This window comes from Nocardia sp. NBC_00403 (assembly GCF_036046055.1).
Lineage (GTDB): Bacteria > Actinomycetota > Actinomycetes > Mycobacteriales > Mycobacteriaceae > Nocardia.
The window spans coordinates 2,244,184-2,257,890 of record NZ_CP107939.1 but is presented as its reverse complement, the minus strand read 5'-3'; the positions used below and the strand labels follow the sequence as shown (position 1 = coordinate 2,257,890).

Below are 13,707 nucleotides of genomic sequence, written 5' to 3'. Positions count from 1 at the left end.
CCTACAGTCCTTTTCCGATCTCGGCGTCCACCGGGTCGACGTCCGCGCGTTCGCGGCGAAACGGAATCGATAGCGCGTATCCGATTCCGAGCAGCGTCAGCAAGACGATCGTGCCGATCGTGGCCACGCGGCGCGGCATCGGATCGACATACGGCGGCGGCGCCGGCGGTGAAACAGGGCGCGCCACATCGGCTCCCGCGCCGATCGGCTGGGCAGGCAGCTGCGCTGTCAGCGCGGCGAGTGGATCGACCAGCCCGTATCCGAGCCTGTCGTCGCGCCCCACACCGGGCGCCTGCGCGGTACGGGTGATCCGATCCATCACCTGCCGTGCCGACAGCTCCGGGAACCTGGCCCGCACCAGTGCGGCGAGCCCGGAAACGTAGGCGCTGGAAAAGCTGGTCCCGTCAATGCTTCCCATGCCCTCGCTGGTCTGCTGGGAGTCGACCAACCCGGCCCCACCCGGTTTGCTGTCCAGCGAGACGATATTGCGGCCGGGCGCCGCGACCCCGATCCACGGACCGTTGATCGAGAACGGCGACGGTGTTCCGTCGGCCTCGATCGACGCCACCGAAAGGACGTACGGAGTGAACCAGGCCGGGCTGACCTCGGTGCGCACCGAGGCCCAGCCGGTCCCGTCGTTCTGGCCGTCGCAGGCTCCGCCCTGCTGGAGGTTCCCGGCGGCCGCGACCACAACGACACCACGGTCGAAGGCAAGCTTCACGGCCGCGCCGAGTGCCCCATCCGCAGTATCGACACCGGTAGGTGCGCAGGCAACTTCGGAAATATTGACTACCGTCGCGCCCATATCGACCGCGCGCACGATGGCTGCGGCCAGTGTCAGAACATTTCCGTAGCCGACGCTGGCGATCTTGCCGGGCACCTCGTTGCGGGTACGGTCCTTCGCCTCGTAGGCGGTGCTCAACTGCCGGATGGCGAGGATCTCCGCGTCGGGGGCGACACCGGAGAAGGCATCCTCCGGGCTGGGCCGCCCCGCGATGAGTCCGGCGACCAGGGTGCCGTGACCATCGCAATCGAGCGTGCCGTCGGAGTTCGAGACGAAGTCACCGCCCGGCTGCAGCGCGGGCAGGCGCGGATGCCGGTTCACGCCGGTATCGATGACCGCGACCTTCTGGCCGCCACCGCGGCTGAACTGCCATGCGGCAGGCAGCTCGAGAATTCGCTGCGGTTGCGGCACTTCACTCGGTGCGGCACCCATCAGTCTCGGCTCGGCGCATACGGCTCGCTGCTCGGTCTCGTCGGGCGGTCCGCCCTTGGCATTGACCGCCAGCGCCGCACCGAGCGCGGCTTCGTCGATGGCGGGCGGTCCGATCGCGAGCGCCGGGACAGGAGCTCCGATCGTGCCGATCCCGAGCACAACCGTGAGGACACCGACCAGCCGTAGCGGCGCACGGCGGCGATGCCGGTGTCGGATGTGCTGGCTCATCGCGAAAATCACCTCGCGATCACAGGTTCCTGGCGGCCGAGTACAACTCCATGATCCACAGCACCAGCGGAATGATGGTGACTATCAACAGGTATTCGAGGATCTCGCCCATCCGCCGGGTTACCGGTGACATCTCGGTGTGCGGCCCGATCACACCGAACCCCACCATCGCCACAGCGACTGCGAGAAGCAGCCCCGCGACCGGGATCAGCCACGACACGTTGCCGATCGCCACCGCGATCATGACCGTGATCAGCGTGAGAGCGCCACCGGCAATCAGCGTGCTTGCCTGGGTGAGGTCAGCGAACGAGCGCCCGCGCAGGCACAGGATCAGCGCTACGACCACGGCAAGGGCGATGCCCTGCCAGCGTGCTGCACCAAGGGGATCAGCGGCGAGCACCGATCCCACTGCCGCGGCGACGGTACTGCCTATGATCAGCCCGGATTGGTATTGGTTGGCGGCGCGCGCCCGCAACTCCAGCCCAGCCGCCGATGGCAGTGCCGTGGCGCCGATTGCCCCGATGTCCTCGATGGTCGGCCGCGGTTCGTGGTCAGCCGGGTCGATTGCCGCGCCGGCCGTCGGCACCGGCGGGACCGGCAACCGTGCGGCCGCGACAGCGAGCCGGGGTGCCATGGTGATCACGATCAAAGCCGCGACGAGCACACCCGCGGCGATCTTGGGCGAGTCGATGTCCCACACCATGCGCACGAACGCCGCGCAGCCGCCGAACAGCGCCGAGGTGATGGCCGCTGCGAACATCGTCGCGCCCACGCCGGTCACGCTGTAGCCGACCGCGGCTGCGACGAGCGCCACGACCCACGCCAGCAGCAGATGTGGGCTGCCGAGTTCGTTCGGGACGAACAACACCGCAGCCGCGAAGAGCAGCAGTATCCCGTACAGCGACAAGACGACCGCGACCAATCGCGCCTGGTACTTCCGCATCGCGATGGCCGCCGCCGCCAGCGCGCCGATGCCGGTGCCCAGTGGGATGAAACCGATCTCGATCCCCGCGCCGTCCTGCTTGGCCACCACGAGCAGCCCGCTCGCTGCGAGCACCGCAACCAGCGCCACGATCAGACCCATCCACTTGGCCGACGACGCCGACCAGCTGCGGAATGTCTCGGTAGTCAGCTTGGACACCGCGTCGATCACATCATCGAACAACGCGGGTGATTCCTTGGCCGTCACCGAGCGCAGCACCAGTAGTTCGCCGTCGAACACCTCTGCATCGGTGAGTGTTTGATCCGGCGGAATCGGATCGCGGCCGATCCGGGCGAGCGTCCAATGCACGGTCCGCAGTGGCGCGCCCTCCTCGTGCTCGGACAGATCGGGAGTGCGCGACTCGATCAGTTCGGTCACGTCGGTAATGAATGCGGCGATCGGAATGGTCGCGGGCAAACCAAGATCCAGTTGGGTGTTGCCGCCGATCACCGACACTCGGCACAGTTCCGGATCGACGGCACCCAAGCCGCTCGGCAACGACTCGGTCACGAGCTGCACACTCCCTACATATGCACTGTGCGTTGCTTGGCAACGCACACAATGTATCCCACACACAGCCGGTATGCTGGGCAGGAACTCGCAAAAACTGCAGGCTTTGGGGGCTTACCCACATGACTGGAAACCGCCAAGCACAACGCGCTTTCGACGCTGGCATCTTGTCGTTGGGCCTCGCCATCGACGGGCAGGAATCCGTCCGTGACCTCGACTACGCCAAGCTGGCGTTCACGAGGGCAACCGAGTGGGACCCCGGCATGTGCGATGCCTGGCTCGGCCGGGCCGCCGCGGGCGAAGTGACTCGCGAAGTTCTGTTCAACCTGTTCAAGACCAGCCCGACAACCCTTTTCCGGGAACAACGCAGGCTCGGGCTGGCGCCGCGGACACTGGCGGGCCGATTCGTTGTCGGCCAGTACATCGACTACCCGCTGGCCAGCTACGTCGAGATCTGGTTGGCGCAGGCCTCGATGCTGCTCACCGAGGGCGACTTCGACGAGGCGGAGCGGGTGCTCGACGACCTCGCCGAGTACCGCAAATCTCAACTGTCGCAACCCGAGCGCGAGATCCACGACCGCATCTGCGCCTACGTGCGAGGTGTGCTGCATTACCAGACTCAGCGCTGGCCTGACGTGATGACTTTGCTGGCCGGTTCCGCGGAGTGGGACGACGCTTTCCTGGCCGCGGGCGCGAACGTGATGGTCGGCACGGCCTGTGCTCAACTCGGATTGTTCGGTGAAGCGATACGCCGGATGGAGCTGGCCGAGGTCGGCCCGATCCCCGCGGCCGCAACGACCGCGCGATTCTGCCGCGGCCTGTGCTTACGCGAGACCGGCAAGGAGATCGAGGCGCAGGCGTTGTTCGAGAAAGTGTTCTCGGAGGCACCGGATTTCGAGGCGAACACCGGAGCCATGCGGGATCGCAAATACCGCATCACAGTCACCTCGCGAGAACAGATCGAGGCGCGGACCAACCGCTGGGATCCCGCGTCCGCACCCTCGGCCGACCAGATGGGCCGCGAGGAGCGCGACGACAAAGCCAAGCGCACCCTCGCGGCCGCCCGCAAAGAATTGGACCAGCAGATCGGTCTTGCCGCCGTCAAGACTCAGGTCGCCAAACTGCAAGCCACCGCGCAACTCGCCAGGATCCGCGCTGAGAAAGGCATGGCGAGCGTGCCACGCGGCCAGCACCTTGCTTTTACCGGCCCGCCCGGCACCGGCAAGACCACCGTCGCCCGAGTTGTCGCCAAAATCTATTGCGGGCTCGGGCTACTGAAGACCGACAGCCTGATCGAAGCCAAGCGCGCCGACTTCGTCGGCCAGCACCTGGGCAGCACCGCGATCAAGACCTCCAAGCTGATCGACAGCGCCATGGATGGCGTGCTGTTCATCGATGAGGCATACACCCTGATCCAGGCCGGCCTGTCCGGCGGTGACGCCTTCGGCCGTGAGGCCGTGGATACTCTGCTGGCTCGTATGGAAGACGACCGTGACCGCCTCGTCGTGATCATCGCCGGATACGACGGCGAGATCGACCGATTGCTCGCCGCAAACGACGGCCTCGCCTCCCGTTTCGCCAAGCGGGTCAAGTTCGACTCCTACACCCCGGACGAACTGGGCGAGATCGGGCAATTCATTGCGCGCAAGCGTGATTCGGAGGTCTCCGATGAAGCCCGCGCGCTGTTGGTCGAGTCGTGCGCAACGCTCTACAACAAGCAGAGCACCGACCAGAACGGGCAGCCGCGGCGCGGCATCGATCTGGCCGGCAATGGCCGGTTCATCCGCAATGTCATCGAAGCAGCCGAGGAGGAACGCGAATTCCGGCTGGCCAACGACGAAAATCTGGACCTGAGTGCGGTCGACGAGTCCGTGCTGATGCGGATCGAAGCCGACGACATGCGCAATGCTCTCGGCAACGTTCTCGCTACACTGCGCTGAGTCCTCGCTGCACTACCGAATCCGATTTCGTTGCGCCGCTGCGTGTGCCGCCGCGAGCTCGGTCGGCGATCGTCCCGGTCCAAGCCGCTAGCGTGTGGTGCCGGTAGGGAGAACGTCGTGTGCGACAAGAGCTTCCGACGGCGACAACGTGGGGCCCGGGACGAGTTGGCCGATGATCGCCCAAGGAGCCAGACGAGGTTTCTCTTCGAGGCCGAGGATCGCGGCGGTCCCTGCGTCCGGGACACCGTAGCGGATGCCGGTGTCGCCCACATAGAACAAGCTACCCCGGCGCGGGCTCTGCGGGTCCATGCCTGTCACTTGGACGTACTCCCCGCTACCCGGCCGCAGGTAGGCGGCGTCGATGCGATCACCGGTACCGTCGGAAGTAGCCAGTCCGACCGGGATAGCCGACGCGGCAAGTGGCAGCTTGCGGCCGGCCAGGATCGTCACCGTAGCGTCCGGATCTTCGGCGCCCTTGGACCATGCGATACAGCCGACCGGAGCATCCTCGGCGGCGAGGATTTTCGGCGTACTGCGCGGGAAGTGGTCGAGCGCAAGCTGGTTGACCACCGGCACTCCGACCAACCGGTCCGGTGGCACCGTGGTGATATCGCTCATGCCTTGGGAATTCGCATTGCGAACCACGTCGGCAGCGAACGGTGACACCCGCTGCACCCCATCGGCCAGCACTACATACAGGTCGTCGGTGGCCACACCACGCACCCGCACCACGCCACCGACCGGAACACTCGACAGGCGCCCCGGCCCAGGCTCGCCGAGCCGCGCGATCGGCGGCGGCGTCAACGGGGACACCTGGGTGGCGGAGTTCAACAGTCCGGTACTGATCGGCCGGGCCTGGTGGTTGCGCAGTGTCATCGACTGGGCCATCACCGCATCCTTGGGGTCGATCTCCGCGCGCTTGCCGTCGAAGAGCAGGAAGGTCTTGTCTCCCTTGATAACCAATAGCGCCTCCCCTGCGGCCATCGGTCTGGCCACTGATTCCGCCGTCGACTCGAGCGAGCCCGCGATCACCGTAGTCTTCGAGCCAGGAGATGCCGTCGCGCTACCGGATGCGGACAGCGACACCGTATCGCACAACGTCCAGCTCGAATTCTTGCCAGTCGACGAGCCGGGCAACTGGGCCGGGGCGCCCGGAATACCGAGCAGCGCCCCACGCGGCAACCCCGAGAGCTTGGACGACTTGATCGAGGTCGGCGACTCGTTACTCTGCGTGATCAGCCGCGCGGAGGCCAGGTTCAGCACCGGATGCACAATGCCGTCGACGACGGCGTACAACGCGCCGGTTTCCTTGGCCATGACGATCTTCGCGTCATCGATCGAGCCCTGGGGCCGCAGGAACGCAAGAATTGCCGCACCCGCTACCACCAGCAGGCCGAGCACCGCACCGACGACCAGCGAGCGAGTCTGCGACCGCATCGGGTCGTGCAGCATCCGCACATCTCGACGGACCAGCGCGTGCTCGTAGCGACGCAACAAGAACCGGTATCCATTGACTTGTGCTCGCGTAGTCAACTGTGCCGGCACGACACCTCCGAAATGACGCCGATAGCGCAGAGCCACAGCAGACCAAGCCACTCGACCCGCGCGAGATACCCTGCTGGGTTGCTCCGATAACAGTAGCGAAGGTGCGGAACTTCGGTCCATTATGTGCGCATGGCGTCAACAACGTCCGGCCGGGCCGCAGCGGTGTCGGCACCGCCGCTGCAGTCTCCGCACTACTGGCTTTTTCGAATGTTCCCGCTGCGGTTGGTGATTCCGGTTGTGCTGCTGGCGATCACAACGGCCCTGGTCGCGGTCTCGTTCGGCGCACCGACACCGGCCGCGGCCGCAGGCGCGGCGGTGATTGCCGTTGTCGGTCTCACTCGGTTCCGCGGCAAATCTTCGGCTGCGGTCATCGGCGAGGCAATTACGTTCCGGTGGCATGCTTTCCGCAACCGTTCCACCGGTGTTCACCATCCGCCGTTCGACGTTCCCCTGCCAGAGGGTGGCAGTTACGGCATGCGCTGGGACGGCACTCACCTGATCACCATCTTGCGCATCGACACACAACCCCGCTTCGTGACACGGCTGAGCCCCAGCGGGCTCAGCACTGGCGACATGGTGCCGCTGCCGGAACTCGCGCGTTGCCTGAACCAGTTCGACATCGCCCTCGCCTCGATCGATGTGATCAGCACCGGGTCGCGTACCTCGGACGCGGGCGCGGTAGCGCGGCTCTACGACCAGATCCTCGGGCCGCTGCCCGCGGTGGCGCACCGTACCGTCTGGGTGGTGCTGCGGCTGGACCCGCTGGCGAACGCGGCGGCGGTGGATCGGCGCGGTGGTGGCTCGATCGGCACACTGCGGTCGGCGATCGTCGCGACCCAGCGGGTGGCGAACCGGCTCGCGGCCCGCGACCTCACGGCATCTGTGCTGTCGGCCGCCGACATTACCGGCGTGGTGCACCAGCTCACTCGCGGCGCCACGCTCGATCAGTTGACCGAGTTACCCCGCAGTATCGAACACAACGGAATCCATTCCGCCACCTACCGAATGGCCCTCGACGAACTCGGCCCACGGGGATTTTCCGATATCTGGGCGACCCAGAGCCTGGCGACAACGATCGTGATGCGGCTCCAGCACGCACCAGGCACAAACATCAAGACCCCCTTTCCAGAGCCCGCCATCGAAGTCACCGCAACTGTCCGTTTCGACACCCGGCATGCTCCAGCGGAGGTGGCGATGCCCGGGCTGATACCCATGCGGGGCAAGCAATATCGAGCACTGCTGCACAGTCTTCCGATCAAGACCCAGCGCCCGGGGCTGCTCATCGACGGCTCGGTGGGCACTCCGGATTCGCTGGCCGCTCTGTCGATGCCCATCGCCGGCTGCGGACAGCTGATCGGCGCGGACTCCTCCGGACAGGGGGTTGCGCTGCCGCTGGTCGGCCAGCACGTGCGGCGGGTCGAAGTCATCGGCGCTCTACTCATCGCCAAACAGGTGATCCTGCGCGCGATTGCCCTCGGCGCAGCCGTTGTGGTGCACACAGATCGGCACGACGCGTGGCGAGAGATGGTCGCCTATGTCGATTCACCGCAAGCATTGTCGCTCGCCGCCTGGCCGGCCGGATCACAGCACGCGAACTCGCACCGATCCGCGACCGTCATCGTCTACGACGGGGTACCGCCGTCGACACATCACTCCGATGCCACCGTCATCCTGTTGCGATCACCGGCAGGTCGCGGCGGACATTTCGACCCCGACGTCACATTGACCGAAGACGCCGAGACCCCGAATCTCGTCACCGTGCAGACCACCACCGGAATGACCACGGTGCACATGGTCGCCACCCCCTCCGAGATGACCTATCTCGGTGCACCGCAACCAGTTACGGCGTAGCAGCCCAGTGGCCCGTCCATGTGGATCATGGACGGGCGTTCGGGGCCACCGATCGAGGTTCAGCCGGAGAAGCTGTCGTAAACCTTCTTGTCGGCCGACTGAGCATTGCCGAGCGCTCGGTCCACGGCATCGCGCATACGCTCGAGGATTTGGGCAGTGTCGCTGAACTCAGCCTTCCACTTGTCATGCGCCGATTTGAACCCAACCGCCGATTCGTTGTCCTCCCAAGCGACGTTGATGAGCTTGCCTGCCGCACCTTCGAGATGCTCGATCTGGGTATTGAGGTTCTTGTAATGGCCGTCGAGTTCATCGATCAGCGGCAACAAGAAATGAGGGTCGTAAAGCATGTCGGATCCTTTCGAAGAGAGATGATCGCACCCGGCGTCAGACCAGGTTGGTGAAGGAATCGACGTTGTCTGCGTCGACCTGATTCTTTGTCTCGCCGCCCTCGAAGATCCTCGACGTCATGTTGTCCAGTTTCGTGTTCAGGCGGGTGCCTTCTTCCTGCCATGCCACGGCGGCCTTGCCGCAAGCGGTATTGGCGTCGCCCTGCCAGCCGGGCTTTGCCTTCTCGATATCGGACTCGATACCAGCGATCGTCTTTTTGATGGCGCCGACCGCTTCCATGAAATCGTTCACAACCTCGGCGGCTGCGGCATCGTCGAGACTTACCTTGCTCATCTTCTAACCTTTCTTCGTCTGTCATTCATCGTGTTCGGTTGACGTTGCCAAGAATTCGCACAGTCAGCTCTCGACTACGCGCGAGCTAGGGCATCCACCTTCCTCCGGGAAGTAATTCGATCAGGGCGGAAATCGCTTGTGCGATCCGATGATCGGAGCCCGGGGTGAAGGTGGACCAGATCCGCAGGTCCGGGGATGCACCGGGACTGGCTGCGATACGACCCCGCGAAGTGTCGTATACGGCCACCGCTCCGGCTGATCGAGTTGCCGCGCCGTCCGCATAGGCGTTCGCGACGATCTCGGTGTGCGCAAAGCAACTGGACATGGTCAGCCCGAACTCGATGGCATCGCGCTCCTCGACACCGACCGAATACAGCACCTGGGCGTAGTCGCTGGACGAGATGGCCCCATCGAGGCGTTCGCGCAGCTCGTCCGACGGCGCGCTGAAGCTTGCGATGGCGGCGGGCGGGCAGGTTCCGAGCGCGTCGAGCACCGGGCGCGCCAGTGCGGCACCGTCTTCATCGGCCCATGTGGTGCGGACATCGAAGTCGTCGCCGATCCTGGTGGCCACCGCGTGCTGAGATCCCCGGCGGGCCAAACAGACTCGCCGAGGTCGGTCCACGGTGTGGATTCGCGCCACGAGCTCACGTTCCGGCTGCGACAGCACATGCAGCGCCACAGCGAGATCCGGGTCAACTTCGTCGTAGCTGTCGACGAGCCCCGAAGCACGCAGGCCGACCAGAGCCTGTTGCTGTGCCATCGTCCAGGCTTGTGCCGAATCCTGTTGCGGGCCCACGCCGAGGACCAAGGGCAGCGTCTGCACACCCAACAGACCGGATACTGCGAGCAGCCCATCATTGGTCATCGCCGGCACGACATCCCCCTAACAGTGCGGAAGTGATGTCACGAAGCAACCTCCGCCTGTGCTGTCGGACGCGGCGCCTGCTCGACGGCGGCACCGAGTACCGGCGGGGCCACCTCGACGCCCGCCTCGATCTCCAGTCCCTCACCAGGACGCGCCGCGATGGCGCCTGCTCGAACGGTGCGTTCGGCCTCTCCCATGGCCGCCGCAGGGGCCATGCCCCCCGGTGCGATCCGGCTCGCCGTGTTGTTATCGGCGGATACCGGAGTCGATTCCACTAAAACGACTTCCGGGGCGGGCACCGATTGCGCGACAGTCTGCGCACGATAGGCGGTCTTCTCCCGCGGCATCGCGATGGCGCCGATATGCGGGACGAAGCCCGCGGCCATCACACCGGGTCCGGGTCCGGGTGCGCCGGTGGTCCTCGCCGGGCCCGCCTGCTCGGCCTCCAGCGCCGCGCTGGACGCGATGACCGGTGGCTGCCGGTGCTGCCACGGCGTAGCCAGGGGCGCGGTCGCCGATTCGTAGCTCTGCATCACCCGCGCCGCGTTCGACTTGACCAGATCCTGCTGCGTATCGACCTCAGCGGCGGCCGCCACCAGCGGTGCGCCCAGCGCGGCGCCTGCCTGTTCGATCCCCTGCCGTGCCGTTTCCAGCGCGGCGATCTCGGCAATGTGCGGCATGGCCAACCGGGCCACCTCATGGGCCACGGCCTGACCGCCCGCCCGCCCGGCATTCTGACCAGCGGCCACGGCGGCGTCGGCAAGCCAGTCACGCAGCGTGGTGATCCGCTCGATGACGACCTCACTCTCGGTCGACCGCCACGATTCCCGGATCTTCGCCACGATCTGGTCGTATTCGAGGACTGCGGCACCGAAACTCGCGGCCAGCTTCGCCCACGCGGCTCCCGCCTCCGCCATCGGAGCCGCACCGCGCCCCGTCGTGAGGTCTCGCGCCAGCTGATCGGTGGGTCTGGCCTGCCAGATCACCCCGGTGAAGCCGACTACCGGTGGTTCGACCATGCGTACTCGCTAACTCGACCCGTTGAATTCACTCGCGTTGTCGTCGTCCATCCGCACGAGCAGATCGGACTGCGAACGCAACGCGGCCGCCAACTTTCGTATCTCGTGGATACCCTGGGTGGCTGACTCGTCGTAGGAGTTCGCGACACTGCCCAGGGTTTCCGCGGCCCGCACCGACACCTCGTCCAAGCCTGCCGAATCCACGTTCAGCGCAGGAAGGTTGGAGTGGAGGTCGGCCTCCAGCCGGTTCGCCAGGCGGTCCAGATCGGCAGCGGACTTACGGGACTGGATCGGATCGAATTCCATGACGTCCTCCTGTCAGAGGGTGAGTGCCTTGTCCGGCGGTTCGGAGTCGAGTGGTTCGGACACACGTTCGGCGGCGCCGACCACCGGCAGCGAAGCCCCTTCGATATCTCCTACGACCTCGTTGCCGTGTTGTTCGGTCACCAACTGGCCACGCAGGCCATCGGTACTCGACTCGCCGCCGGGCCTGGACATACCCGCGGCGCCTGCCGCGCCGGCCATCGGCATCATGCCGCCCGGCGACGTCGAGCCGCCGCGCATGGCCGTAGTCGATGTGTTGCCAGCGGATTCGGCGCTGGGCACGCTCGCCCCCGCGGGACCGAACGAGCCCGTCGCGCGAGCCCCCGTCCATGCGGCCAGCTGCCGGGTTTGATTGATCGCGCCCACCCCACCGGCTCCACCACCCGTGGCTGCGCCGCCCACGCCTGCGGACCCGCCCGCGCCGAGCCCTTCCTTCGCCTCTTTGTCCTGCTTTTCTTTTTCCGGGTCGGTGATCGACTTCGGTGGGTTCAGTGCCGTGTTCACCGCGGTGAGTGACTGCATGCCGGTGGTTGTCAGCTGAGTCAGCGGGCCCAGGATCTGCATGATCTGGGAGACGGCCTGCATCGGGTCGACGCCCTTGGGCGCGTTGGTAACTGGCACCTTCGTGCCGGTTTCCGTCATCGCCGCGCTGTGCACTGTGAGTTCGCCGCGTGTCTTCGCGACCACGGCGGTCGCCTCGGCGAGGGTCTCGGTCGTCAACGCCACCAGGAACATCTGTCCGCCCGGAGTGGCGAGAAATGGCGCCGAGGCCGCCAGCGAGGTCATGAACTTGGCAATGATCGCGGTCATCATGGTGGCGCCCGTGAAAACCGCGCCGGCCGCCGCGCCGACACCGGCAGAGGTCTGCGCGCTCTGTGTCGCAACAGCCGCGCCGTCCGTCGCCGCCTCTCCGCCCTTTTCGGCCGCTGCGGAGGCGCCCATCCCCTGCCACAACGACATCGCGATCTGTAGCGCCGAGCTGCCGAGCGTCATCGCCGTCTGCAACACCGTCGAGACCTGGGTCATCATTTGAGCGGGATCGACGACGGGTTGCGCTGGTTGCCCTGCCGCCTGCTGCTCGGACGGTGCCACAGACTGCTGCCCCGACGGCAATTGGCCGGTGCCGAAGCTGCTCGCCAGATCGGTGAGCGGCTTGGCCAGCAGCGAAAGATCGATGACCGGCAGCGGCGGCAGGTCGGGCAGCGGCGGCAAACCCGGAATCTCCGGCAGCGCAGGAAGACCCATGTCCCTGAGCACGTCGTTCACCGGTCGGTCGAGCATCGGGCCGACGGCACTCTGGCGAAGCAGGTCCAGAATGGATTGATCCAGCGGCGCATTCATAGCTTGTCTAGGGATCCGAAATCGGCTACCGCCGCATCCTCGGTCACGTCGTAGAGGGTCGCACTCTCGTGCGCGGTGACCGCGGTCATGGCATGCACCGTGGCCAGCTCGGTCACCGACATCAGGTTGTTGGCCTGGGTGTACGCGAAAGCCGCAAGGAAATCTTGCCCGATCAAACCAAAGACCGGAATCGCGGCCGCAATGGTTGCCGCCTGGTTCGTGGCACCCGCAACGGCGACATCGGTGGCCATGACAGCGGAGGCATCTCCGTATCGGCGAAGGGCATCTGAAACAACAGAAAGTTCATTCATCGGAAACCTCAGCTGCCGGAAGACTATTAGTCCGTTACTCACTAATGTACCGGATCATCTGATCACTTACTCAGCGAAATTTCCGGAAGCCAGTCAGGGAAGTGCGAATTACGTCCGTGCAATCTCTTCTGTTGCTTCATGATTGAACGCAATAACAAGATCACCCCGCGCGGCGAACGCCCGGTGCGCGGCCCTTGCCGCGGTGGACACCAAGACCTGCTCGAACTCGCTCGGCGACATCCCCGACACTGCGCCCGACAGCTCGAGGTCACACAGCGCGCCGTTGCCGTCGACGACAGCCGTCACCACACCGCCCGGCGAGGTTTCGCGCACCCGGACGGCGGCCATCTGCTCGCCGAGTTCGCGGATCCGATTCAGCTGGCGGTGCGCACGCGCCTCCAGTTCGTCCATCGCGTCGCTCATATCGACCTCAACCAGCTCTCCGGCTCGACCTCGTACTCTTGTTCCTCGACCAGCTCCTGGCGCGCAACATCTTCCGGCTTCGGCAGCCCGGTCAGGGCGAGCACATCGCCGTGCAACCCCGCCGCCTCCAACTCGGCCCGGCGGGCCAGACCCGCCCGATTCGCTGCCTGTTTGCATAAGCGCAGGATCTCGCCGGCCAACTCCTTCGGATCCCGCCGCAGCTCGGCACGCTCGACGGTAACGGCGATCGGCAACCCTTGTTCGGTGGTCTCGACCGAAATCGAGCCGCTGCGTGACGTCGCTGTCGACATGGGCATCCCCCATCCGCTCGTCCTCTCCTAAAAGTCTACGACCGCCTACCGCCCGCGCACTCCCGTTCATCCTTGATAGCCCGCACCACCTCCGCGATTTCGGCATTGATCAATGCGGCCAGCCGCTTTTGGTCCACCGGCGGGTTCCCCACCGTGATCG

General features: G+C 65.7%; 14 protein-coding genes. 2 read left to right on the top strand and 12 right to left on the bottom strand.

Features of this window, described 5'->3' with window-relative positions; all coding sequences use genetic code 11:
• Position 1: 1 nt before the first annotated feature.
• Positions 2 to 1,444 (bottom strand): type VII secretion-associated serine protease mycosin, encoded by a 1,443-nt coding sequence (gene mycP, locus OHQ90_RS09765; protein ID WP_328409288.1) that lies wholly within the window; start codon positions 1,442 to 1,444, stop codon positions 2 to 4.
• A 19-nt stretch (positions 1,445 to 1,463) separates the two neighbouring features.
• Positions 1,464 to 2,936, bottom strand: coding sequence for a type VII secretion integral membrane protein EccD (gene eccD, locus OHQ90_RS09760; protein WP_328409287.1), 1,473 nt, complete (start codon positions 2,934 to 2,936; stop codon positions 1,464 to 1,466).
• A 122-nt stretch (positions 2,937 to 3,058) separates the two neighbouring features.
• Here eccD and eccA point away from each other — a divergent pair, with 122 nt between their 5' ends.
• On the top strand, positions 3,059 to 4,876 hold the full coding sequence (gene eccA / locus OHQ90_RS09755) for a type VII secretion AAA-ATPase EccA (protein WP_328409285.1): 1,818 nt from the start codon (positions 3,059 to 3,061) through the stop codon (positions 4,874 to 4,876).
• An 87-nt stretch (positions 4,877 to 4,963) separates the two neighbouring features.
• Here the strand turns inward: eccA and eccB are convergent, their stop codons facing one another.
• Positions 4,964 to 6,421 carry a type VII secretion protein EccB gene (gene eccB, locus OHQ90_RS09750; protein WP_328409283.1) on the bottom strand — a complete coding sequence of 486 codons (1,458 nt, stop codon included), beginning with the start codon at positions 6,419 to 6,421 and terminating at the stop codon, positions 4,964 to 4,966.
• A 129-nt stretch (positions 6,422 to 6,550) separates the two neighbouring features.
• On the opposite strand from eccB, the gene eccE reads away from it, so the two are divergent.
• The gene (gene eccE, locus OHQ90_RS09745; RefSeq protein ID WP_328409281.1) at positions 6,551 to 8,272 is read left to right on the top strand and encodes a type VII secretion protein EccE; all 1,722 of its coding nucleotides are present in this window, start codon (positions 6,551 to 6,553) and stop codon (positions 8,270 to 8,272) included.
• 59 nt (positions 8,273 to 8,331) lie between these two features.
• Here eccE and OHQ90_RS09740 read toward each other — a convergent pair whose 3' ends face one another.
• The 9 genes from OHQ90_RS09740 to OHQ90_RS09700 all read right to left on the bottom strand — a co-directional run bounded on the left by OHQ90_RS09740 (position 8,332) and on the right by OHQ90_RS09700 (position 13,553).
• On the bottom strand, positions 8,332 to 8,619 hold the full coding sequence (locus OHQ90_RS09740) for a WXG100 family type VII secretion target (protein WP_328409279.1): 288 nt from the start codon (positions 8,617 to 8,619) through the stop codon (positions 8,332 to 8,334).
• A gap of 37 nt (positions 8,620 to 8,656) precedes the next feature.
• On the bottom strand, positions 8,657 to 8,953 hold the full coding sequence (locus OHQ90_RS09735) for a WXG100 family type VII secretion target (protein WP_328409277.1): 297 nt from the start codon (positions 8,951 to 8,953) through the stop codon (positions 8,657 to 8,659).
• Between the two features lie 85 nt (positions 8,954 to 9,038).
• Entirely contained in the window at positions 9,039 to 9,818 is a 780-nt protein-coding gene (locus OHQ90_RS09730) for an ESX secretion-associated protein EspG (protein WP_328409275.1), read from the bottom strand.
• 38 nt (positions 9,819 to 9,856) lie between these two features.
• Complete coding sequence (locus OHQ90_RS09725; RefSeq protein ID WP_328409273.1) at positions 9,857 to 10,837, bottom strand: PPE domain-containing protein; 981 nt, start codon at positions 10,835 to 10,837, stop codon at positions 9,857 to 9,859.
• A 9-nt stretch (positions 10,838 to 10,846) separates the two neighbouring features.
• Positions 10,847 to 11,143: a PE domain-containing protein gene (locus OHQ90_RS09720; RefSeq protein WP_328409271.1), complete on the bottom strand. Its 297-nt coding sequence runs from the start codon at positions 11,141 to 11,143 to the stop codon at positions 10,847 to 10,849.
• Positions 11,144 to 11,155: 12 nt separating this feature from the next.
• Complete coding sequence (locus OHQ90_RS09715; protein ID WP_328409269.1) at positions 11,156 to 12,502, bottom strand: hypothetical protein; 1,347 nt, start codon at positions 12,500 to 12,502, stop codon at positions 11,156 to 11,158.
• Complete coding sequence (locus OHQ90_RS09710) at positions 12,499 to 12,753, bottom strand: hypothetical protein (protein WP_328409267.1); 255 nt, start codon at positions 12,751 to 12,753, stop codon at positions 12,499 to 12,501. Before OHQ90_RS09710 ends, OHQ90_RS09715 begins: the two co-directional genes overlap by 4 nt.
• A 168-nt stretch (positions 12,754 to 12,921) precedes the next feature.
• Positions 12,922 to 13,236 (bottom strand): YbaB/EbfC family nucleoid-associated protein, encoded by a 315-nt coding sequence (locus OHQ90_RS09705; protein WP_328409265.1) that lies wholly within the window; start codon positions 13,234 to 13,236, stop codon positions 12,922 to 12,924.
• Positions 13,233 to 13,553, bottom strand: a complete 321-nt coding sequence (locus OHQ90_RS09700) for a hypothetical protein (RefSeq protein WP_328409263.1) — start codon at positions 13,551 to 13,553, stop codon at positions 13,233 to 13,235. The genes OHQ90_RS09705 and OHQ90_RS09700 overlap by 4 nt, the downstream gene beginning before the upstream one ends.
• Positions 13,554 to 13,707: the final 154 nt, after the last annotated feature.